We start from the raw sequence: 20,681 nt of genomic DNA on the forward strand, positions 1-20,681 counted from the left end.
AATATACTATCTACGAATTTTTTATTGCGGGGTGCTTATGCGCCCGCCGACTCCCGCACTTGCGGGTATTTTTGTGGAAATTAATTAGGAAGAAATTAACTTAGTATGAATAACACCCGCCAAGATGTACGCAATGTGGCCATTATTGCCCACGTAGACCACGGTAAAACCACTGTGGTGGACTCCCTGCTTAAATTTGCCGGAGAATTCAAAGTAAAAGAAGACCAAGCCCAAGACACTGTGTTAGATTCCAACCCCTTGGAACGCGAACGCGGTATTACGATTTTAGCCAAATGTACTTCTATCGGCTACAAAGACCACACCATTAACATTGTTGACACTCCCGGTCACGCCGATTTCGGCAGTGAGGTAGAACGCGTTCTTCGTATGGTGGACGGCGCTATTTTGATGGTAGATGCCGTGGAAGGCCCCATGCCGCAAACCCGCTTTGTACTTCGCAAAGCCTTGGCCCTCGGCTTGCGCCCCATCGTGGTTATTAACAAAATGGATCGCGACCATGTCCGCCCCAGCGAAGTGGTGGACGAAGTGTTCAACCTCTTTATGGAATTGGGTGCTACGGACGAACAATTGGACTTCCCGATTATTTACGCTTCCGGTCGTGCCGGTTGGGCCAGTTTGAAAATGGAAGAACAAGGTGCCGATATTGCCCCCATTTTGGATACGATTTTAAGTCATGTCCCTGCGCCGGAAGCCCGTTTGGACGAGCCCTTGCAAATGCAAGTAACCATGCTTGATTACAACAACTTCTTGGGCCATGTGGGTATCGGGCGTATTTTGGCAGGTAGCATCAAAAAAGGCCAACCCGTTGCGCTTATTCATCACGACGGCAGCGTATCTCAGGCCAAAGCCGCCAAAATAGAACGCTACTTGGGCCTTGGCAAAGTGGAAGTGGAAGATGCCCAAGCGGGGGATATTGTTTCCATTGCCGGCTTGGAAGGGGTAGATGTGGGCGATACCATTTGCCGCCCCGATGCCTTAAAGCCCTTGCCTCCGCTTACGATTGATGCTCCCACCATGTCCATGGACTTTATGGTAAACGACAGTCCGTTTTCCGGAAAAGAGGGTAAATTTGTTACCAGCCGCCACCTCAAAAACCGCCTTGAAAAAGAAGCCCAAACCAATGTGGGGTTGAAAGTGGAACAGTTGGAAGGCGAAGGTAAATTTAAGGTCTTCGGCCGCGGGGAACTGCATTTGACGGTGCTGATTGAAAATATGCGCCGCGAAGGTTTTGAACTTGCGGTATCTTCTCCCGAAGTAATTTACAAGGAAGAAAACGGCCAAATTTTGGAACCGATGGAATACCTGATTTTAGATGTTAAAAGCGAATTTCAAGGGGCGGTGTTTACGCTCTTGGGTACGCGCGCGGCCAAACTGGAAAACATGGTAGCGGAAGGGGAAGACCGCCTGCGTTTGGAATACCTGATTCCTTCCCGTGCGTTAATCGGTTTCAAAAACGAATTTTTAACCAACACCCGCGGTACGGGTATTATGCACCACAGTTTCCACGGGTACTATCCTAAAGTAAACCTGCCGGATTTGCGCCGCAACGGGGTGTTAATCGCCAAAGAAGACGGCGAAACCACGCCCTACGCGCTTTTTGCTCTTGAAGACAACGGCGAACTTTTCTTGGGCCCCGGGGTAAAAGTATATGCGGGCCAGATTGTGGGGCAGAACTCCCGCTCCAACGATTTGGTAGTCAACCCGTGCAAAGCCAAACACTTAAGCAATATGCGCAGTAAAGCCAGCGACGAATCTTATGTGCTCACTCCTCCGCGCCAAATGAGTTTGGAACAAGCGGTGGAATACATCGCGCCGGACGAACTGGCCGAAATTACGCCGAGTTCTATTCGCTTGCGCAAAAAAATCTTGTCGCACTTGCTTAGAAAGCGCACCGAAAAGGCCGCCGAAATTGCGGAAGAAGAAGCCGCTGCGGCCGCCTGACGATTGATAAAAAGGGGCTTGTAAAACCAAGTCCCTTTTTAAGTATTCCATAAAAAACGGACGGATAAAAAATACGTCCGTTTTTGTTTTCTCTTTGTAATTTTAGAAAAGTTGCCCAAGCCCCAGTTTGCTTAAAAGTCCGTCCAACAAGCCGGGTTCTTTGGTTTGGGATACGCCTTGTTCGTTGTTTTCGCGTTCCAAGGCATGGGTAAGGAGCGAGAGCGCCCCCGCATAGGCTGGGTGGGTGGCGTTACAATCATCGATTAAATCTTCAAAAATTCCCAAGCGTGTTTTGCGGGTTCCCAACACTTTTTTACATAATTTCAGCAAATTTTTATCTGCCACCGCGCCGCATAGCACCAGTTGGGAAGCCGGCGTACGTAAGTACGAAAGAGAAGATTGCACCAATTCTTTTTTCAGTTTCTCAAGCAGTTTGATGCCGGCATCTTCCAATACTTCGTCCATAATTTCGTCCGAGCCGGGTTCATAATCTTGCAGGATTTCTTTTGTTGTTTCCAAATCGTTTTGTAACAGTTCCGCCACGGCTTCATGCAGGGTATGGCGGCCGATAGGCAGTTCCCACGCGTCCACCAAGGCTCCTTTGTGATACATCAAGGCCGAAGTGGCGGCCTCTCCCAAGTCCAGCAGTAATACACCGGCTTGCTTTTCTTCCGCCTTTAAGATTGTTTCGCCCAAGGCCACACAGGTAGGCATCAGTTGATAGGCATTGCAGCCGCTTTGGGTCAGCACATTATTTAGATTGTTCAAATGGGTAACAAGCGCATAAGAAATAAAGGTTTCCGCTTCCAAGGTAAACCCCGACATGCCTTTTGGGTTGGTAATACCTACATTTCCGTCAATCGTATAAGAGAGAGGCAAAATATCCACCACTTCCAAAGTGTCACTTAAAGTAACGGGAACGGAATTGCGTATGGCGGCATCAATTTCGGCTTGGGTGATCATGCGGTTGCGCGATTCGATAGACTTAAAACCGCTTGTGTGTTTGAAGGATAGAAAATTGCCCCGAACCCCTACCACCAATGCCGGGCTTTCGGATACATACTCGGCAATTTCGGTAAAAATAGAGGTAAGTTCTTCTTGGGCGGAAACCATATCCCGCACCAGAGCCCCGGAAAAGGCTTTTACGGGTCGGCGCAACGCATGGCGCAGGCGGAGGGTATTGGTTTCCTCGTCCTGTGCGGCTAACACGGCGGTTATTTCGTTTCCGTAAAAATCCAGGGATAAAATATTGCGGTTCATAGGGGTTCCTTTTGGATATTTTAACAAATTTGGCGAGATGTCAAATTTACAGAGGGGGAACGGAAAAACTGCTGATTTAGTTTTTGAAATTTACCGTCGTAGAAAATAAATTTGTTTTGTTGTGCTGTTAAACCCGCTTTTACCCGGTTTATAAAACGCGCCTCGGGGCGACTACTTTTTTGTTTTTTTGGGGTCGTAAAAGAAGGGGTTTCTCGCCCAAGGCTTGACCCGTTTTTTTTTCTTACAATGTACCTAATCGGCAGGCAGAAAGAATTAAAATGTTGTTTGCTTGCCGAAAACTTATTTATAAGAGGTTTTGTATGAAAAAGGGTTTTACTTTGATAGAACTTTTGGTCGTGGTGTTAATCATTGGTATCTTGTCTGCCGTGGCACTTCCGCAATATGAAAAATCTGTTATGAAATCTCGCGCGGCAACAGGTTTGGCGCGTGTAAAAGCCATGGAATTGGCACAAATAGAGCATTACTTAGCCACCGGAAACTATACAACAGATTTAGAATCTTTGAGTATAGATGTGGGAGATTGGAATTGTTTTGGAGAAGGACAGGGGGGATACTGTCAGTTCAAATCGGATGGAATAAACAAAGTTCTTTGGGAAGTCCGTTTGTACCATTATAACAACCGTCCCCAACAGATTCAAGTTAATTGTATTGCCACTTCTGCCGGGGGGGAAACCGCGAAAAAAATTTGTGCGGAGTATGCAGAACCGGGGGAAGTGGGAAGTATCCTTGGGGCGAATACATATTATGTAGTTAGAAAGACATGGCCTTAATTCTAGCTGTAAATGATAAATTCAATAGTAATAAAACCCCCGCAAAAAAGCGGGGGTTTTTTACGCAAAACTGCTCCCGCGGAGGGTCTCTATATTTAGTAAAATATAGTTATCTATGATAGATATTAAAGACCTTTCCTTCCATTTCGGTTTACGCACTTTGTTTGAAGACACATCCGTCATGATTCAAGACGGGCAAAAGGTGGGGCTTGTGGGCCCGAACGGGTGCGGAAAATCTACTTTATTCAAACTGATTGAAGGGAAGTTCTCCCCCGACGGCGGAAAAATAGATGTTTCGCGCGGCACGCAGATTGCTTCCGTCGCGCAGGAAATTGCCGACCCGTCCGTACCGCTTTTAGATTATGTCCTTGCTGCCAATAAAGAATTAACCGCGCTAAATAAAGAGTTGGAAAACCCTTCAATTTCCGGTGAGCGCATGGCCGAAGTTTTTGATAAATTGGAATTTTTGGGGGCTCATAGCGCAGAAGCCCGTGCCAGTGCTATTTTAAGCGGGCTTGGGTTTGTGAACGAAGATTTCAAACGCCCCTTAAAAGAATTTTCCGGCGGGTGGCAAGTTCGTGCCAATCTGGCGGCCACCTTGTATGCCCCGTCCAACTGTTTGTTATTGGACGAGCCTACCAACCACTTAGATTTGGAAACCGCCATGTGGTTGGAAAACTACTTAGTACGCCTGGACAAAACTATTTTTATCATCAGCCACGACCGCCATATCCTAAACCGTTTATGCGATAAAATTATCCATGTGGAAGAGGCCCAATTAAAACTTTACAACGGCAATTACGATACCTACGAACGCACCCGCGCCGCCGCCATAGAAGGGGCCCGTTTGGCCGCCGCCAAACATGAACGGGTGGTGGCACATTTGCAGTCGTTCGTGGATCGTTTCCGCTACAAAGCCACCAAAGCCAAACAGGCGCAAAGCCGTATTAAAATGATTGAAAAATTAGGCAGCGCACCCCAAATTCCCAAAGACCCGGAAGCCCACTTTCAGTTCCCTTCACCCGAAAGACTCCAAAATTCTTTGGTTACCATAGAAGGCGGTATTGCCGGATATGACGAAAAACCCGTGTTGGAAAACTTAAACCTTCGTATCGAGCCGGACGACCGCATTGCTTTACTGGGTGCCAACGGAAACGGCAAATCTACCTTGGCTAAAATTTTGTCGCACCGTTTGTTGTTAATGGGCGGAAAAATGACCTTAGCCAAAAAAATGAAAATTGCCTATTTCTCCCAGCATCAAACGGAAGAATTAGATGTCGAAAAAACCCCTTACCAGCAACTTTCCGCCGCCATGCCTTTGGCCACGGAAACGCAGGTGCGCGCGCAACTGGGGGCCTTTGGGCTCAATAAAGCCAAGTCCGACACGGAAATCGGCAAACTTTCGGGGGGGGAAAAGTCCCGCCTGCTATTGGCACTTATCACTAAAGATGCGCCCCATTTACTGATTTTGGACGAGCCCACCAACCACTTGGATATTCAATCTCGTCAAGCCTTGTTGGAAGCCTTAAATAATTACGAAGGAGCGGTTATCCTCATTACGCACGATTTGCACGTAATAGAACTGACCTGTGATACTTTGTGGTTGGTGCGCCGCGGAACCTGCCAAACTTTTACCGGCGATTTGGACGACTATAAAGCGCAACTCTTAAAAAATAACGACCGTAACGATTTGGCTAGCGACAAGATGACTTCCAAAGAAGCCCAGCGTAAAGCCGCCGCCGAACGCCGCGTACGGGTAGCCCCATTGAAAAAAGAAATTCGCGCGTTAGACGAAAAAATAGAAAAATTAACTGCCCGTAAAACCGCCTTGGAAGAACAACTGGTGGCGGCTTATTCGGCAGACAGCAGTATTGAACTGGCGCTTCTAAACAGTCAGTTAAAAGACGCGGAAGAAGAGTGGTTGCGCCTAAACGAAGAATACGAGGCCGCCCTAAACGGAGCAGAATAACCGATGAAGAACATTTTTTTATCTTTACCCGAATTTTTGCAACAGGCCCTTACCGCGCAAGGCATCACAACGCCTACTCCCGTCCAGCAAAAAGCCATCGGCCCCGCACTGGAAGGCAAAGATGTTTTAGCCACTGCCCAAACCGGCACGGGGAAAACGCTGGCTTTTCTTTTACCGCTTGTGGTACATTTGCAGGAAAATCCGCAAGAAAATGCACTTATTTTGTCGCCTACTCGGGAACTGGCACAGCAAACTTACGAGGAACTTAAAAAACTGACCGATGATGAAAACCCCTTAAAAACCGTGCTGATTATCGGGGGGGATAATATCCATAAACAATTTGCGGACTTGCGCTCCAAACCGCGTGTGATTGTGGCTACCCCCGGCCGCGTGATTGACCACATGCAACGCAAAAGTATCATCTTAAAAAACACGCATTACTTGGTGTTGGACGAAACCGACAGAATGCTTGATATGGGCTTTATTGACGATATGCGCCGCGTCGTGGCGGCGTTGCCTGCTCCGCGCCAAACTTTTCTTTTTTCGGCCACAATGCCTAAGGAAATCGTTTCCTTAGCGGAGGAATTTTTGAAAAACCCCGTACGGGTGCAAATCGGTTCGGTCGTTTCGCCTGCCGATTTGGTGTTGCAGGAAGTGGTAGAAGTAACCATACGCGAAAAATTACCCCAATTACTGCACGAATTAAATTCCCGCCAAGGCTCTGTGTTGATTTTTACACGCACCAAGCACGGGGCGGAACGCCTGGCCAAACAACTGAAACTCTACGGTCAAAAATGTAATGCCTTGCATGGTGATTTACGGCAAAACCGCCGTAGGCAAGTGCTAGAGTTTTTCAAAAACCAAACGGTACGGATTCTGGTGGCTACCGATGTGGCCGCCCGCGGTATCGATGTGCCGCACATTGCCCATGTAATTAACTACGATTTGCCCCAATGCCCGGAAGATTATATCCACCGTATCGGTCGTACGGGCCGTGCCGGCGCTGTGGGAAGTGCCATTTCCTTTATCGCAGACGACGGCGATAAGTGGCAGGATATTTGCAAGGTAACCAAATTTTCTATTCCGGTTAAGACTGTTCAAAAAACGATTGAACCGCTACCTGAACCTAAATTTGTGGCACAGGAAGAAGGTTCTGCCCATGCCCGTAACCGCAAAAAACAACGCCCGGTGCGTGCGGAAAAACCTTCCAAGGCTACGGAACTGGCAAAAAAATTGTTAGCCGAAGGGGAAGTGTATTTGCCGCAAGGCGAGGAACTAAAGAAAAAACCTGTTCCCCAAGCGCAGGAAAAAACGCCTCTTCGCAAAGTAAAAACTTTCCGCAAGGCTGTTCAAACCGAGTCTATTTTAGAGGAAAAACCGCAAGAGGAGCCAAACCCTTTTCGTACAGTAAAAGTAGGAGCCAGTAAAAAGAAATTACAAAAAAATTTCCGACGGACGGATAAAGGTTTTTCCGCCCACAAGCACAAAAAGGGGGCTCCCTCCAAATTTTTCAAGCGTAAAAAAAGAAAATAAAAAAGGCCGTTCTTTACGAACGGCCTTTTTGTATAGAAACAGTTTATTTGATAAGATACATACCACCGCCGACAGAATCTCCGCCCAAGCGGTCGCAAATTTCTGCATATTTACCGGTTGTATCGCCTCCGCACAGAAGTGTATCTTTTCCGTAAGTGGGGTGATTGTAGAACATCAAAAGGCCGTATCCTCCGTCCAGCGGGGAAACTTCGATATAATCATCAAAAAAATGATAGCGGAACTTACCTAATTCAAATCCACCAGAAATTTCCGCCGCATCGAAAAAGGTAACATCCAACCCTTTTAAGGAAGTGGGGGCCGCATCGTTGGCGGCGCGGTAACGGCGCGCGGCATCAAATAACGAGCGTAAATTGACCATGGCTTCCATGGCTTCCGCGCGTTGTACAGAGCGGCGGTATTGCGGCAAGGCAATAGAAGTTAAAATACCAATCATAAGAACGACGGCTAAAAGTTCAACAAGGGTGAACCCGGAACGATAAAGTTTTTTTCTCATAAATCTTCTCCTTTCCGTTTAGTATATCGGTTTTGGAAGGTTTTTTCAATATCTTTTCCTTGCAAGCGCGTGAAAAAAGGCTATAATAAAGGTATCTACTTTTTTGAGAGGTTTTTTATGTTTCAACATCTAAAAATGAAAAATCACGGGTTTACACTTTCCGAACTAATGGCGGTTGTGGTTATTTTGGCTATTTTGGCCACGGTAGGCTTAGGTTCTTTTAAGAAATCAGTGGAACGCAGCCATTTTAGCGAAGGATTGGTGGCCGCCAGCACCATTATGCAAGCGGCTGAACGCTATTACAACGACCATGCGCTCCTCAGCGGCTCTAATACGGCTACCTCCCGCCCGACTTTAGCCAAGTTGGATGTCGGATTGGAAAATTCCCGTGCTTGCACAACTTCCAGCAGTTATTGCACTAAAACCAAATACTTTGAAATTACGCTTTATGATGGTTACACCAAAGCCCAACGCATGAAAGGCAGTACGGCCGGGAACTATGCCATTGTGGTCTATCCGGAAACCTTCGGCTCTAACATGAGAAGAAGCACGGAATGTACTTTCAGCAACTCTGCCGGGCAAGATTTGTGCGTAACCATGGGTTATACTTCTTGCAGCAGCAACCAGTGTACCAAATAAGAAATGCTTTTTTCTTTCCGCTCTTCCTTTTGGAAGGGCGGTTTTTTTATGGATAAAAAGGGAGTATAAAATAAAAAAACCATAAAGCTTGTGCTTTACGGAGTGTCTTTTTGCCGTTTTAGACAGGTGGAAGATTTTCTTCCCCTGTCCGCCGGTGATTGTCTAAACCGGCTTCAAACTGCTTGCAAACCGAGCCTCTTGCCCGGTATTTGGCGCTTAGTCGCGACCAATCATATAATTGGCACCGCTGATATTTTCACCTAAGATGATAAGCGCTTCAGCGATTTTTTCCAACATTTTCGACATATTTTTCTCCTTTTTTGTAAAACTCAGATAAGGAGACACTTCTTATCTTGCTCTAATATTATACAATTTTTTAATGTGCTTGTAAAAATTGGGTTTATATAATAACAAATATAAATGGGATAAGCAAGTTTTTTTTATCTTTTTCTCCTGCTTTTTGTCTTATCCCTTTTATATAATATAAGTATGAAAGTATTACATACCGATTGTTTGGTGGTCGGCGCTGGAATCGCCGGCTGTGTTTATGCGCACCAAGCTGCTAAAAAGGGGTTAAAGACCTTACTTTTGTGTTGTGGGGAAATGCCCCAAACCAATAGTGACCTGGCGCAGGGGGGGATTGTTTACGAGCCCAACCTGAATTTGGAAGATTTATTGGAAGATGTCCGTTTGGCTACGGCCGACCTTTGTAATGAAAAGGCCGTGCGTTCTTTAAGCAAAGCCGGTTGCCAAGCGGTGGAGGAAATCTTCTTAAAAGATTTATCGGTTCCTTTTGACAGGGACGAACACAACTCTCTTCGCTTTACGCGTGAAGGGGCCCACCGCAAAAATCGTATTTTGTATGCCAAAGACACTACCGGGCATGCGATGCTTTCTGTCTTGCAGGAAGCTGTCCGTCAAAACCCGTTTATTACGGTAATGGAAAATGCTTCTGCTATCGATTTGTTAACGCTTTCCCACAGTTCTTTAGATTTGAAAGACCGCTACCACCCGCTTACCGCTTTCGGTGCCTATGTGTTGGATAACAAAACGGGCGAAGTGTTTGCCGTTTGTGCCAAAAAGACGGTTTTGGCTACAGGCGGTGTGGGGCAGATTTACCGCCACACGACCAATTCCGAACATGCCTACGGCCACGGAATTGCCATGGCTTACCGTGTAGGTGCGCGCGTGATGAACATGGAGTTTGTGCAATTCCACCCCACGGTGTTTGCAAAAGGGAAGAATTTTCTGTTGTCCGAGGCTTTACGCGGAGAAGGGGCCATTTTGCGTAATGTAAAAGGCGAAGCCTTTATGGAGAAGTACCATCCGCTTAAAGATTTGGCCCCGCGCGATGTGGTTTCCCGCGCGATAGAAGAAGAGCGTTTGGAAACTTCGCACGATTGTGCCTATTTGGATATTTCACACAAACCGGCCGAAGAAACCAAAGAACGCTTCCCCGCTATTTATCAAAAATGTCTGCAAGAAGGTTTTGATATGACCCAAACACCTGTTCCCGTAGTGCCTGCCGCCCACTATTTCTGCGGCGGTATTTATGCTACGCCGGAAGGGAGAACGAATATCTTGCACCTCAATGCCATTGGGGAAACGGCCTGCACGGGCTACCATGGCGCGAACCGTTTGGCCAGCACTTCTTTGTTGGAAGCCGTGGGCATGGGCTATTTGTGTGCCGAAGAGGACGCCAAAGATATTGCCGCGCAAACTTTCCATATCCCTCAACCCAAAGAGTGGGTTGTTCCCGAAGAAAAGCCGGACATCAACCTTATCAAGCAAGATTTGGCCACCCTTCGCAGTACGATGTGGAACTATGTAGGCTTGATTCGCAGCGAAAAACACTTGGTGCGTGCGGAAAAAATTTTGCGTCATCTGCAAAACGAAATTGATGCCTTTTATAAAGGAACCGCCCTTTGCCAAGAACTTTTAGATTTACGCAACGGAACCAAAACGGCCTTGATGATTACCTACGCCGCTTTACGCAATAAGCGAAGTATCGGGTGTCATTTCATCAAGTAGTAAAGGTTTTAATACATAAAAAACCGGCCTCCGGAAAGGGGCCGGTTTTTTGTTGGGGAAAACGATTATTTTTTCTTTGCAAAGAAGAAGCGTTGTCCGTGTTTACCGAAAAACCGCTTTAACAGATACAATGCCAATACGGTGGAAATAGTGTCTGCAAATACAGGTGCGTAAAATACGCCGTCCAAACCCCAAAAGAGCGGCAAAATAATCACTAGCGGGATAATCAGCAGTACTTGGCGCGAAAGACTTAAAAAGGCGGCTTTTAGCGGTTTATTGATAGCCTGGAAGAAACTGGTTGTCAGCACTTGCAGGGGGATAATCGGCAGCATAATGTTCAAAATACGTACTACGCGGGCGGCAAGTTCCGTAAGGGCAGTATCGTCCGCGCTGAAAACAGCCGCAATGGGGTAGGCAAAAGTTTCAATGAGCAGAAAGCCCGCAGTGGTAATAAATACACCCCAACGAATAGCCATTTTTAAAGTTTGGATAGAAGTGGAGTATTTCCGCGCTCCGTGGTTGTAGCCGATAAGGGGTTGTGCCCCTTGGGAAAGGCCGATTAACGGCATCAGCACAATGGTGTTTACGCTGACGGCAATTCCCATAGCGGAAATAGCAATGTTGCCGCCGTATTTTAGCAAAGAGTGGTTCAAAATAACATTGAGCGTGCTGGAAGCCAATTGAAACGCAAATTGGGAAAAACCGATAGCCATACTGTCCAATGCAATGTATTTTTTCAGGCGGAAGTATTGGGGTTTTAAGCGGTAAAAACTACGCTTTCCGGTAAAAAACAAAATTACCCATAAAAAGGAAATTACCTGCCCCACCACCGTAGCGGCGGCCGCGCCTTTAATTCCCCAGCCCCATGCAAAGATAAACAACGGCCCAAGAACCAAGTTGATAAACGCACCGATAAGTTGCGTGCCCATAGCGGTTTTGGGGTGGCCCGAGGAGCGGATAAAGTTGTTCATGCCCACGCCGATGCCAAATAAAAAATATCCCGGCAGAACCACCAGGGCATAATCACGCGCATAAGGGAGCACTTCATTATCGGCTCCCAGAAAACCTAAAATGGGATCTAAAAACAAGTAACTTAAAATAGTCAGGGTGGCGGAGACTATGGCCAGCAAAATAAAAGCATTACCCAAGATGAGCTGTGCTTCATCTTCTTTTTTTTCACCCAATCGTATGGAAAAAAGCGCGTTAGCCCCTACCCCGATAAGCGCACTAAAGCCCATATACACTAACCCCAACGGGAACAAAATGGTAATACCGGCCAGGCCATGGGCCCCCACATCTTGCCCTACATAAATGCGGGAGATAATGTTGTAAAGTGCGTTTGCAAACATACCGGCTATTGCCGGTGCGGAAAATTTAATGAGAAGTTTGGAGAGTGTTTTAGATTTAAACGGATTTTTCTCTTGAATCGTTACTGCTTTTGCCATATTTAATATTCTACCAAAATTGCCTGGGTAAAGAGTAGAAAAAAAGGAGTTGATTTTTCGCATTTCATCTAGTAAACTATACAAAGGAGTATCCTGTTAAAAAAGGGGACAAACTATATGAAAAAATTATTAGTTTTATTCTTGTTGTTCAGTGCGGTTGTTTGCCACGGGGAAATTGTTTCCGAGGTAAGTTTCAACCCCTCCCGCATGGGTGATTATAGATATCTCAAGGTGGCAAATTCTGCTACTTTGGTTGGCGGTTTGGAAACAAACGACCTTAACATCAGTAGCGGTGGAACCGTTAGGATGAAATTAGGCTCTACTGCTCCCCAGTATTTTACCATTTCCGGCGGGGGCACTGCGCAGACTAGTCCTCGATCTGTGGACGGAGCCAGCGGTTCTGAAATTTATATGCCGAACACGGTATTTAGTGGCGACAGCAGTGCGTATATCCCTAATGTATTTGTGAGAGGCGGTGAAGGAACCTTTAAGGATGGCAACTCCGTGGTGAGCAACACAATGGACGGAAATTCCGTCTTGTTACAAAGAGCAAATACCTTAAGTGGCGGAGATGTGGAAATTGCGGGGGATGGTGGTTCCTCTATTTCTTTGCATAGTGCCGGCACTACGAAAGGTTTTTGGTTACATGGGAACGATATTCCCTATCCGAAAGGAAGTTCGTCTTTGGAAGGAGCGACTTCTATTAGTTCGTGCACCTTAAAATGGGAAGAACGCACGACTGCGGAAACGACACCGAAAAAGGTGAAAGTGTTGTCTTTGGCAAATTGCACCTTTGGCAGTTCCTCTACTCCTCCTTCTGGCGGGGAATCTAAATTTTCGTGTGGCGTTGTTTATGAAAAAGCCAAGCAAACTTTTAGATATACAGATGCTTTTGGCCATGTTAATTGTTTGAACGCTCAAACAGGAACCTGTCCTTCCCATATTGTTCCTGGAGTAAAAATGAATATGGAACATGGGGGGTTAGATTGTACTTATCAAGCTTATTGTCCGTGGTCTGGTTATACAGGACAGACTTATGAAGGTTATATAATAAAATTGGGATTAAAAAATACAGGAGAAAGCTGTACAGCTGATCAAGTTGTGTGGTTGTAATGTTTTTAGTATAAGTTATAAAATCCCCGGGTTTAATGCCCGGGGATTTTTTTGCCTGTAATTTTATAGTAATGCTTGAGGGGTTTATTTGAGTATCCGCCCTTCTTACTTATAAAAAACCACCTCCGCTAAAACGGAGGTGGTTGATTCAAAACCGAAAGAAGTTTATTTTCCTTCTTTTTGCTTCAAACTGGCTTTGATAAGCCCGTCGAAAAGCGGGTGCGGTTTCATCGGACGGGAGCCGAATTCCGGGTGGAACTGACCCGCAATAAAGTAGGGGTGGTCTTCCCTTTCCACAATTTCGGGAAGGGCGCCTTCGTGCCAACCGGTAACTTTAAGCCCCGCATCAGCCAATTGTTTTACGTAGGCCGGGTTCATTTCGTAGCGGTGGCGGTGGCGTTCCACAATTTGTTCTTTGCCGTATAAACGGGCAGCCAACGAGCCTTCCTTCAAGTCCGCGGTGTAGTTGCCCAAGCGCATGGTGCCGCCTTTGTAAACCACATTTTTCTGTTGGGGAATCAAATCTACAATCGGGTCTTTGGTGGTGGGGTCGAACTCGGTGGAGTTGGCATCGTGGAGGCCGCACAGGTTGCGGGCGGCTTCAATTACCGCACACTGCATGCCCACGCAAATACCCAAGAACGGTTTTTTCTGTTCGCGGGCATATTTAATGGTTTCGATTTTACCCTCAATTCCGCGGTTACCAAACCCGCCGGGAATCAAAATGCCGTCCACATGGGCCAATTTTTCTACCACATTGTCTTTTTCGGTGTTCACATAGGAAATTTCCACTTTGGCGTCGTTGTTCATGCCGGCATGGCGCAAGGCTTCGCTGACAGATTTGTAAGCATCTTGCAGTTCGGAGTATTTCCCTGCGATAGCAATTTTAACCGTTTTAGAGGGGGTTAAAGCATCGTCAAAATATTTGAACCAGTCGGTATCCACTTCTTGCGTGGGTTTTAAGCCCAAGAGGTTGATAATTTGTTTATCCACTTCTTGTTTATAAAACATTTCCGGTACATGATAAATAGATTTCGCGTCCGCGCACTCAATAACAGCTTTGGACGGAACACTGCAGAAAAGCGAAATCTTTTCTTTTAAGTGTTGGGAAATCGGTTGTTCCGTGCGGCAGATGAGCATGCTGGGCTCAATACCTACTTCGCGCAATTTATTGACGGAGTGTTGGGTCGGTTTTGTTTTCAGTTCCTGTGCCACCGCAATGTAGGGAATCAGTGTGACATGAACGGAAATAACATTTTGGGCGCCTTTTTCCAAGCGGAGTTGGCGGGCCGCTTCCAAGAACGGTAACGATTCAATATCACCCACCGTACCACCGATTTCGATAATGGATACATCTACATCGTTTTCAAAAGCGGTAAAGCGTTTTTTGATTTCGTTGGTGATGTGCGGAATTACCTGCACGGTAGCACCCAAGTATTCGCCGCGGCGTTCTTTATCGATAACCGTTTGGTAAATGTTGCCTGCCGTGTTGGTGTTGCCGCGGGTCATGTTGACATCTAAAAAGCGTTCGTAGTGGCCCAAATCTAAGTCGGCTTCGGCTCCGTCCGTGGTTACAAATACTTCCCCGTGTTGGTAGGGGGACATGGTGCCGGGGTCTACATTGATGTACGGGTCGCACTTAATCATGTTGACCTTGAGGCCGTTTAATTGCAGTAATTTACCGATGCTGGCGCCGGAAATTCCTTTCCCCAAGGAACTTACCACACCACCGGTAATGATGATGAATTTAGACATATATATTTCTCCTTTACAAATTAAAAATGATACAAAAAGAGGAACTCCCGCCGGGGCGGGAGTCCTTCGCTGTTAGCGATTTTTCAAAGAGTATTCTTCGGCAGCCGCCAAATCGGCGGCGGTGTCAATGGCCGGGCCGGCGGAATCGATGACTACGCACTTTAACACCATGCCGTCTTCCAACGCGCGTAATTGCTCCAGTTTTTCCAACTGTTCCAAGTTGCTTGCCGGCAGGGATACAAAGCGTTGTAAGGCTTCGCGTCTGTAGCCGTAGATACCGCAATGTTGCCAGTAGGGAATATTCTTGTTTTCTTCGGTAATTTCCCGTTTGAAAGGCACGCGGGAGCGCGAAAAATAAAGGGCTCTTCCGTCTTTGGTCAGCACGGCTTTTACGCAGTTTGGATCGTTGATTTTGTTTTCATCAAGCGTAGGGGCCACGGCGGAAGCAATATCGCAAGACGGGTCATTTTGCAACAACTCCACAATTTTTTGAATCGTGGAAGGTTGCACGAACGGTTCGTCCCCTTGTACATTGATAATGATTTGTTCGGGGCGGTTTTGCGCGGCTTCGTAAATGCGGTCGGTACCGCTTTGGCAGGCATCGCTGGTTATCACGGCTTTTGCGCCGAATTTTGCCACGGCATCCACCACAATTTGGTTTTCCGTTGCGATGATTACCTCGCCGACATTGGCCTTTACGCAGGCTTCGTACACATGTTGAATAACGGGTTTACCCGCTAAAATTTTTAACATTTTCCCGGGAAGGCGGGAAGACCCGTAACGGGCAGGAATCGCAATTAGTACATTACTCATGGCAATACTCCTTCAATTTCGGTGCGGGTGGCCGTAGCCGTGCCCGATTTACCTACCACAATGCCGGCCGCATAGTTGGAAAGCACAGAGGCTTCCCGCAGGTTAGCCCCGGCGGCCAAGGCCAAAGTCAGCACGGAAATAACCGTATCCCCGGCACCCGTAACATCGTACACTTCGCGCGCGGCAGTGGGCACCGTGTAGGGGGTTTTTTTGCCTTTTTCGAATAAACTCATACCGTCGGCACTGCGGGTGATTAAAATAGATTCGGCTTCCAGCATATTCAAAATTTTGTTTCCCAAGGCTTCCATGGCTTCTTCGCCGGATTTGGGGTTTTCGCCCACGCCTTCCCACGCTTCTTTGGTGTTGGGGGTCATACAAGTGATGTGTTTGTATTTTTTGAAATTGTCGATTTTCGGGTCTACACACACCGGAATTTTATGCTTGCGGCAGGTTTCGATAATAGTTTGGATATTATGGTCACTGAGCATACCTTTGCCGTAGTCGGAAAGGATAACCCCCTTTGCCGTTTTGATGGCAAGTTCAAAACTTTTCATACAAACGGAAGAAACGGAAGGGGAAATGGTTTTTTTGCTCTCGCGGTCAAAGCGGACGATTTGTTGCTGGTCGGCCATGACGCGAATTTTTTGCGTGGTGGGGCGATCCGGGTCTTCTGCAACGCCGTAAATGCTTACATTTTTTTCCCGCAGGAAACCTTTTAACATTTCGCCGCCCAAGTCTTGTCCTACGACGGAAATCATGACGGGTTTAGCACCCAAGGCTGCCAAGTTGACGGCCACATTTCCCGCGCCGCCGGCTACAAAAAATTCTTTTTTAACATCTACTACCGGCACAGGGGCTTCCGGCGAAATGCGGCTGACAGAACCTTTAATAAAGTGGTCGAGCATGATGTCGCCTACGACGATAACTTCTTTTCCTTCAAAATTATTCAAAATCTCTTTCAAACGATTGGTTGCTACTTGTTGCATAGACACTCCCGTTTTGTTTATTTTTCCATTATATCTTTAATTGCGCTTGTATTCCAGTAGTTCTGCGTAAACGCTGCCGATAAAAACTTCCACTTTCATTTTGATGGGCATTTTGTATTCGTCGTCCGTCAGCCAAACCTGTAGGCTTTTTCCTTTGCTGACAAAAATTCCTTCGCCGCGGAACATGGGTTCTACCTTAATACAATCAAATTTTCCCGCATCGGTTTTAATGGTTTCCTTTCCCAGCACTTTAACGACGAGAGGATATTGTTTTTCGCGATTGATGATGTCGAAAACAATGTCTTTGCCTACTTCCAATTTCTGTGCGCGTACATAGTAAAGCGAGGTTAACATATCCAGCACTTTGATGGGCAGTTCTCCCGAAATGATGCGGGGTTCCTCTTTTTTTCTTACTTCGCCGTAGTAGGTGTTTTTGTTGTAGTCGAAGGTCAACCACTCGTCGCGTTTGTAACGGCCTTCGCGCAAACTTTGTGCGTAACCGAGGGAGTAAAAATTTTGGGCGTCCAACCAAGAAAGATTGATGTCTCGTACTTTGTAAACCGCATCGATAACCGGGGCCGAAAAGGCCGAGGTTTGAATCAGATAGGCTTTTCGTCCGTTAATATCGGTAATACCGCGGTTTTTAATGTAAGCCGTTCCTGCTTTGATAAAAGAATAGTAAAGCCCGTATTTTAATTCTTCGTTTTTCCAAGGGGCTGTTTGCTCAGCCGTGGCGGAAACGGGTTCGTAGGCCAGCGGACTTAACAGACGGCCTTCCAACGAAATAAGTTCTTCGTCCTCAAAAACGGGTGTATCTTCGGCCGGCGCGGAAAGTGTTTGATTGGCGCGGGCTTGTTTTACAAAGTCTTCGGGGGTTTCTTGCGGAGCGGAAGCAGGCGAAACTTCAGGAACTTCCTGTTCCTTCGGGGGGACTGCTTCGGGCAAAACGGTTGTTTTTGTTTCCGGCGCTTTTACCGCAGAAGAAACGGGAGATGCTGTTTCCTTTTCCGCGGGTACGGGTTGAGTTTGGACAGGGGCAGTTTGTGTTTGGATAGGTGCGGTTTGTTCTTGCGTGGCGGGGGAGATAAGGGCGTCTTGCGGTTGTTTAGAAGCGCAGGCGCATACAAAAACAAAAAATAAACCGATTACAAACAAACGGCAGTTCATTTTTCCTCCGCATCTTTTACGATAAAACGCGCCGCGTTCAGCAAGTTGGTGGCTACTTTTTCGGGAGATAAATTTGGGTATTTTTTGAGGTGATTTTTTCCGTTTGCCGTAGTAACTAACACCGATTTGAAACCAAGGTTGTGCCCAAATTCCACATCGGCTCTTTTATCTCCGACCATATAAGAGCGGGTGGCATCTATTTTGTATTTTTTAATCAAATTAAGCCCCAATTCGGGGTGAGGTTTTCGGCAGTTGCACGCTTGTTCCGGCGCGTGCGGACAAAAAACAATTTCTTCTATTACAGCGGGTTTAAGCAGTTTTTTAAGGCGTTGGTGGCAAGCGTTTACTTTGTCTGCCGTAAAATATCCTCTGCCGATGCCGGATTGGTTGGAAACAATAAAGAACTTATATCCGTGTTTTTTTAACAGGGCCAAGGCAGGGCGTACGCTTTTGTACGGGCGCACTTTGGCGGGGTCGCTTAAATAGGTGCCGGGTTTTTCGTGAATAAGCGTGCCGTCTCTGTCAAAAAATACGGCCTTTATTTTTTCGCTCATATCCGTTCCTCCGGGTGTTGTTCCAAATAGCGGTTTCCTTCGGCTTCGCGTTTCCAACGGTTATGTGCCCATAACCAAGAGGCCGGATCTTCGCGCAGGAATTGTTCGTAGTAACCCACCAATGTTTTGGTAAATTTGCGGACATTTTCCACACTGTATTCTTGCGGAGGGATAACGGGGTCTAAAATCGTACACAAGATCGTGCCGTCCTTTTCCCGCGATACTTTAACGGGGAACACCGGCACTTGCATTTTAATGGAAAGTAAGGCCGTAATCGGCGAAGTAGCCGCCGTGCGGCCCATAAAGGGAATCCACAATTCGCTGGAAATAGTGTTTTGATCAAATAAAATGCCGAGCATTTTTTTCTTTTTCAACCAACGCATACAAGCAAAGAAGGGTTTGTCTTCATGGTTACTGTAAAAGGTTCGGCCCGAGAAAACATTGCGTAAGCGGTTGATTTCTTCGTCCACATACGGGTTATCTACCCGTTGGGCCAGCACGGCTTTGTCCGCCCCGTAAATGGACGCCGCCAAACCGAAGGCTTCCCAGTTGGTAAAGTGTCCAATATGGATAATACCGCCGGTTTTCCCTTCGGCTTGCAAAACTTTTTCCATGCCTTCTACCCGGCAATGTTTTTTGAAGTTTTCCGGGGACATACGGCTTAGTTGGATAAATTCCGCCATAATGGCTCCCATGTTCCGCCAAGATTCCAAGGCGGTTTGGCGGGCTTTATCTTCACTCATTTCGGGAAAGGCAAGGGATATATCCTTTACGGTGCGCTTAAAACGGTTGGGCATTACAAAACGCACGGCTCCCGTTAACCGACGGCTTACCGAGATGGAGAAACTGTACGGCAACAAGGAAAGACTCACACAGAAAAATTTTAATGCGAGGTATTGAAAATAATGAAAAGGGGTTTTTTGAAAACGGGCTTTGCTCATATTCTCATTATAGCAATTTTGCCTCAAATGCTCCCGGTTTTGAAATGTTGGCGGAAATGGTAAAATATCTAAAAGCCTTTTGGCAAAGAGGAATAAAAATGGATTTACTTAAACTAAAGGAAAATTTGGAACAAAACATAATCGGCCGCGGTGTGTTGCTCGGGGCTTCCAAAGTGTATGGTCTGGGGGCTTGGCTAGATCGTATTTCTTACGAAAACGGTTGGAAATCGGTAAAAAGCGTGAACTCCCGCGTGGTGTGCATCGGCAATATTACGGCCGGCGGCACAGGGAAAACGACCGCAGTTCTGTTAGCGGCTACCACTTTGGCCAAAGAAGGGATTCGCGTGGCAATCGTTTCGCGTGGTTATAAACGCCAACAGAAAACAGAAGGCCCCGTGGTGCTTTTTGATAACCCCGATGCCGATTGGCGTTTGGCGGGTGATGAACCCTTTATGATGAGCCGCGTGCTGAGCCAGTACAAAGTGCCGATTGTTATTTCTTCCAATCGGGCCGAGGCCGCTATCGAGGCTTTGCGCCGTTTCAAAAGCCAAATTATTTTGTTAGATGACGGTTTCCAACATCACCGCTTAAACCGCGATGCCAATGTGGTACTCGTAGATGCCAAGAATCCTTTTGGAAACAAAGGCCTCTTGCCATACGGCATTTTGCGCGAACCCATGAAGGCCCTTAAACGCGCTAACCTGGTGGTGCTTACACATTGCGATCAAGTTTCCCAACGCCAGTTGGAAGACATCAAAGACGAAATCCGCGTACATAACGATTTGGTGGAAATTTTGGAAAGCGTACACGAACCGGAATACTACTTTGACATTTGTACTTCCAAAAAAATTGATTTGAAGGATATTAAAGGCCCGGCGGTATGTTTTTCCGCGTTAGGGCACCCGGAAACCTTTGAAAACACTTTGGAAAAATTGGGGTTGGAACTGAAACAAAAATGGCGCTTTGCCGACCACCAACATTATACCGAAGAAAACCTGCGCACTTTTGAAGAAACGCGCGGCGGCCTTCCCCTTATCACTACTTTTAAGGACTTTGTAAAATTCCCCGATAATTGGCGCGAAATTTTAACAAAAGATGTGTATGTGTTATCGGTAAACTTGAAAATTTTGGGCGGCGAAACGGAATTTAATAAATTCACGGATACGCTTTATCCCAAATTTTCCAAGATAAAAAACGCTCATTAAGCA

16 protein-coding genes and 1 pseudogene are annotated in these 20,681 nt (G+C 46.6%); 8 read left to right on the forward strand and 9 right to left on the reverse strand.

From position 1 onward, the window contains the following. Window positions 1-105: 105 nt before the first annotated feature. Window positions 106-1,962: a translational GTPase TypA gene (typA, locus tag E7027_06305; GenBank protein MBE6421716.1), complete on the forward strand. Its 1,857-nt coding sequence runs from the start codon at window positions 106-108 to the stop codon at window positions 1,960-1,962. Between the two features lie 102 nt (window positions 1,963-2,064). On the opposite strand, the gene E7027_06310 is transcribed toward typA, so the two are convergent. After that, window positions 2,065-3,222 (reverse strand): hypothetical protein, encoded by a 1,158-nt coding sequence (locus tag E7027_06310; protein MBE6421717.1) that lies wholly within the window; start codon window positions 3,220-3,222, stop codon window positions 2,065-2,067. 320 nt (window positions 3,223-3,542) lie between these two features. On the opposite strand from E7027_06310, the pseudogene E7027_06315 reads away from it, so the two are divergent. The 3 genes and pseudogenes from E7027_06315 to E7027_06325 all read left to right on the forward strand — a co-directional run bounded on the left by E7027_06315 (window position 3,543) and on the right by E7027_06325 (window position 7,515). Further along, a pseudogene (locus E7027_06315) lies at window positions 3,543-3,626 on the forward strand (prepilin-type N-terminal cleavage/methylation domain-containing protein). 502 nt (window positions 3,627-4,128) lie between these two features. Further along, window positions 4,129-5,982: an ATP-binding cassette domain-containing protein gene (locus E7027_06320; GenBank protein MBE6421718.1), complete on the forward strand. Its 1,854-nt coding sequence runs from the start codon at window positions 4,129-4,131 to the stop codon at window positions 5,980-5,982. A 3-nt stretch (window positions 5,983-5,985) separates the two neighbouring features. Further along, window positions 5,986-7,515, forward strand: coding sequence for a DEAD/DEAH box helicase (locus E7027_06325; GenBank protein MBE6421719.1), 1,530 nt, complete (start codon window positions 5,986-5,988; stop codon window positions 7,513-7,515). Between the two features lie 43 nt (window positions 7,516-7,558). Here the strand turns inward: E7027_06325 and E7027_06330 are convergent, their stop codons facing one another. Then, a complete protein-coding gene (locus E7027_06330; protein ID MBE6421720.1) occupies window positions 7,559-8,029 on the reverse strand; it encodes a type II secretion system protein in 471 nt (156 codons plus the stop codon). Between the two features lie 135 nt (window positions 8,030-8,164). Between E7027_06330 and E7027_06335 the strand changes: the two genes are divergently transcribed. Both E7027_06335 and E7027_06340 read left to right on the forward strand, forming a co-directional pair. Next, window positions 8,165-8,668, forward strand: coding sequence for a prepilin-type N-terminal cleavage/methylation domain-containing protein (locus E7027_06335; GenBank protein ID MBE6421721.1), 504 nt, complete (start codon window positions 8,165-8,167; stop codon window positions 8,666-8,668). A gap of 489 nt (window positions 8,669-9,157) precedes the next feature. Further along, complete coding sequence (locus tag E7027_06340; GenBank protein MBE6421722.1) at window positions 9,158-10,699, forward strand: FAD-binding protein; 1,542 nt, start codon at window positions 9,158-9,160, stop codon at window positions 10,697-10,699. 65 nt (window positions 10,700-10,764) lie between these two features. On the opposite strand, the gene E7027_06345 is transcribed toward E7027_06340, so the two are convergent. Further along, window positions 10,765-12,207: an MATE family efflux transporter gene (locus E7027_06345; GenBank protein ID MBE6421723.1), complete on the reverse strand. Its 1,443-nt coding sequence runs from the start codon at window positions 12,205-12,207 to the stop codon at window positions 10,765-10,767. A 54-nt stretch (window positions 12,208-12,261) separates the two neighbouring features. On the opposite strand from E7027_06345, the gene E7027_06350 reads away from it, so the two are divergent. Further along, complete coding sequence (locus E7027_06350) at window positions 12,262-13,257, forward strand: hypothetical protein (protein ID MBE6421724.1); 996 nt, start codon at window positions 12,262-12,264, stop codon at window positions 13,255-13,257. A gap of 165 nt (window positions 13,258-13,422) precedes the next feature. On the opposite strand, the gene E7027_06355 is transcribed toward E7027_06350, so the two are convergent. From E7027_06355 to E7027_06380, 6 genes are all read right to left on the reverse strand, one after another. Next, complete coding sequence (locus tag E7027_06355; GenBank protein ID MBE6421725.1) at window positions 13,423-15,012, reverse strand: CTP synthase; 1,590 nt, start codon at window positions 15,010-15,012, stop codon at window positions 13,423-13,425. Between the two features lie 72 nt (window positions 15,013-15,084). Beyond that, window positions 15,085-15,825 (reverse strand): 3-deoxy-manno-octulosonate cytidylyltransferase, encoded by a 741-nt coding sequence (gene kdsB, locus E7027_06360; GenBank protein ID MBE6421726.1) that lies wholly within the window; start codon window positions 15,823-15,825, stop codon window positions 15,085-15,087. After that, the gene (rfaE1, locus tag E7027_06365) at window positions 15,822-16,811 is read right to left on the reverse strand and encodes a D-glycero-beta-D-manno-heptose-7-phosphate kinase (protein ID MBE6421727.1); all 990 of its coding nucleotides are present in this window, start codon (window positions 16,809-16,811) and stop codon (window positions 15,822-15,824) included. Before rfaE1 ends, kdsB begins: the two co-directional genes overlap by 4 nt. Window positions 16,812-16,847: 36 nt before the next feature. Beyond that, a complete protein-coding gene (locus tag E7027_06370) occupies window positions 16,848-17,978 on the reverse strand; it encodes a DUF3108 domain-containing protein (GenBank protein MBE6421728.1) in 1,131 nt (376 codons plus the stop codon). Continuing rightward, window positions 17,975-18,532 carry an HAD family hydrolase gene (locus E7027_06375; GenBank protein ID MBE6421729.1) on the reverse strand — a complete coding sequence of 186 codons (558 nt, stop codon included), beginning with the start codon at window positions 18,530-18,532 and terminating at the stop codon, window positions 17,975-17,977. Before E7027_06375 ends, E7027_06370 begins: the two co-directional genes overlap by 4 nt. Beyond that, the gene (locus E7027_06380) at window positions 18,529-19,473 is read right to left on the reverse strand and encodes a hypothetical protein (GenBank protein ID MBE6421730.1); all 945 of its coding nucleotides are present in this window, start codon (window positions 19,471-19,473) and stop codon (window positions 18,529-18,531) included. Before E7027_06380 ends, E7027_06375 begins: the two co-directional genes overlap by 4 nt. Between E7027_06380 and lpxK the strand changes: the two genes are divergently transcribed. Continuing rightward, complete coding sequence (gene lpxK / locus E7027_06385; GenBank protein MBE6421731.1) at window positions 19,419-20,678, forward strand: tetraacyldisaccharide 4'-kinase; 1,260 nt, start codon at window positions 19,419-19,421, stop codon at window positions 20,676-20,678. The two genes, E7027_06380 and lpxK, sit on opposite strands and share 55 nt — an antisense overlap. Window positions 20,679-20,681: the final 3 nt, after the last annotated feature.

Source organism: Elusimicrobium sp. (genome assembly GCA_015062115.1).
Taxonomy (GTDB): Bacteria; Elusimicrobiota; Elusimicrobia; order Elusimicrobiales; family Elusimicrobiaceae; genus Avelusimicrobium.

Coding starts and splice junctions, on each gene's coding strand:
- E7027_06380 (MBE6421730.1), bottom strand. CDS start 19,473: ATGAGCAAAGCCCGTTTTCAAAAAACCCCTTTTCATTATTTTCAATAC.
- E7027_06345 (MBE6421723.1), bottom strand. CDS start 12,207: ATGCGAAAAATCAACTCCTTTTTTTCTACTCTTTACCCAGGCAATTTT.
- rfaE1 (MBE6421727.1), bottom strand. CDS start 16,811: ATGCAACAAGTAGCAACCAATCGTTTGAAAGAGATTTTGAATAATTTT.
- E7027_06375 (MBE6421729.1), bottom strand. CDS start 18,532: ATGAGCGAAAAAATAAAGGCCGTATTTTTTGACAGAGACGGCACGCTT.
- E7027_06310 (MBE6421717.1), bottom strand. CDS start 3,222: ATGAACCGCAATATTTTATCCCTGGATTTTTACGGAAACGAAATAACC.
- typA (MBE6421716.1), top strand. CDS start 106: ATGAATAACACCCGCCAAGATGTACGCAATGTGGCCATTATTGCCCAC.
- E7027_06340 (MBE6421722.1), top strand. CDS start 9,158: ATGAAAGTATTACATACCGATTGTTTGGTGGTCGGCGCTGGAATCGCC.
- E7027_06350 (MBE6421724.1), top strand. CDS start 12,262: ATGAAAAAATTATTAGTTTTATTCTTGTTGTTCAGTGCGGTTGTTTGC.
- E7027_06330 (MBE6421720.1), bottom strand. CDS start 8,029: ATGAGAAAAAAACTTTATCGTTCCGGGTTCACCCTTGTTGAACTTTTA.
- E7027_06325 (MBE6421719.1), top strand. CDS start 5,986: ATGAAGAACATTTTTTTATCTTTACCCGAATTTTTGCAACAGGCCCTT.
- kdsB (MBE6421726.1), bottom strand. CDS start 15,825: ATGAGTAATGTACTAATTGCGATTCCTGCCCGTTACGGGTCTTCCCGC.
- E7027_06335 (MBE6421721.1), top strand. CDS start 8,165: ATGAAAAATCACGGGTTTACACTTTCCGAACTAATGGCGGTTGTGGTT.
- E7027_06370 (MBE6421728.1), bottom strand. CDS start 17,978: ATGAACTGCCGTTTGTTTGTAATCGGTTTATTTTTTGTTTTTGTATGC.
- E7027_06320 (MBE6421718.1), top strand. CDS start 4,129: ATGATAGATATTAAAGACCTTTCCTTCCATTTCGGTTTACGCACTTTG.
- lpxK (MBE6421731.1), top strand. CDS start 19,419: ATGCGAGGTATTGAAAATAATGAAAAGGGGTTTTTTGAAAACGGGCTT.
- E7027_06355 (MBE6421725.1), bottom strand. CDS start 15,012: ATGTCTAAATTCATCATCATTACCGGTGGTGTGGTAAGTTCCTTGGGG.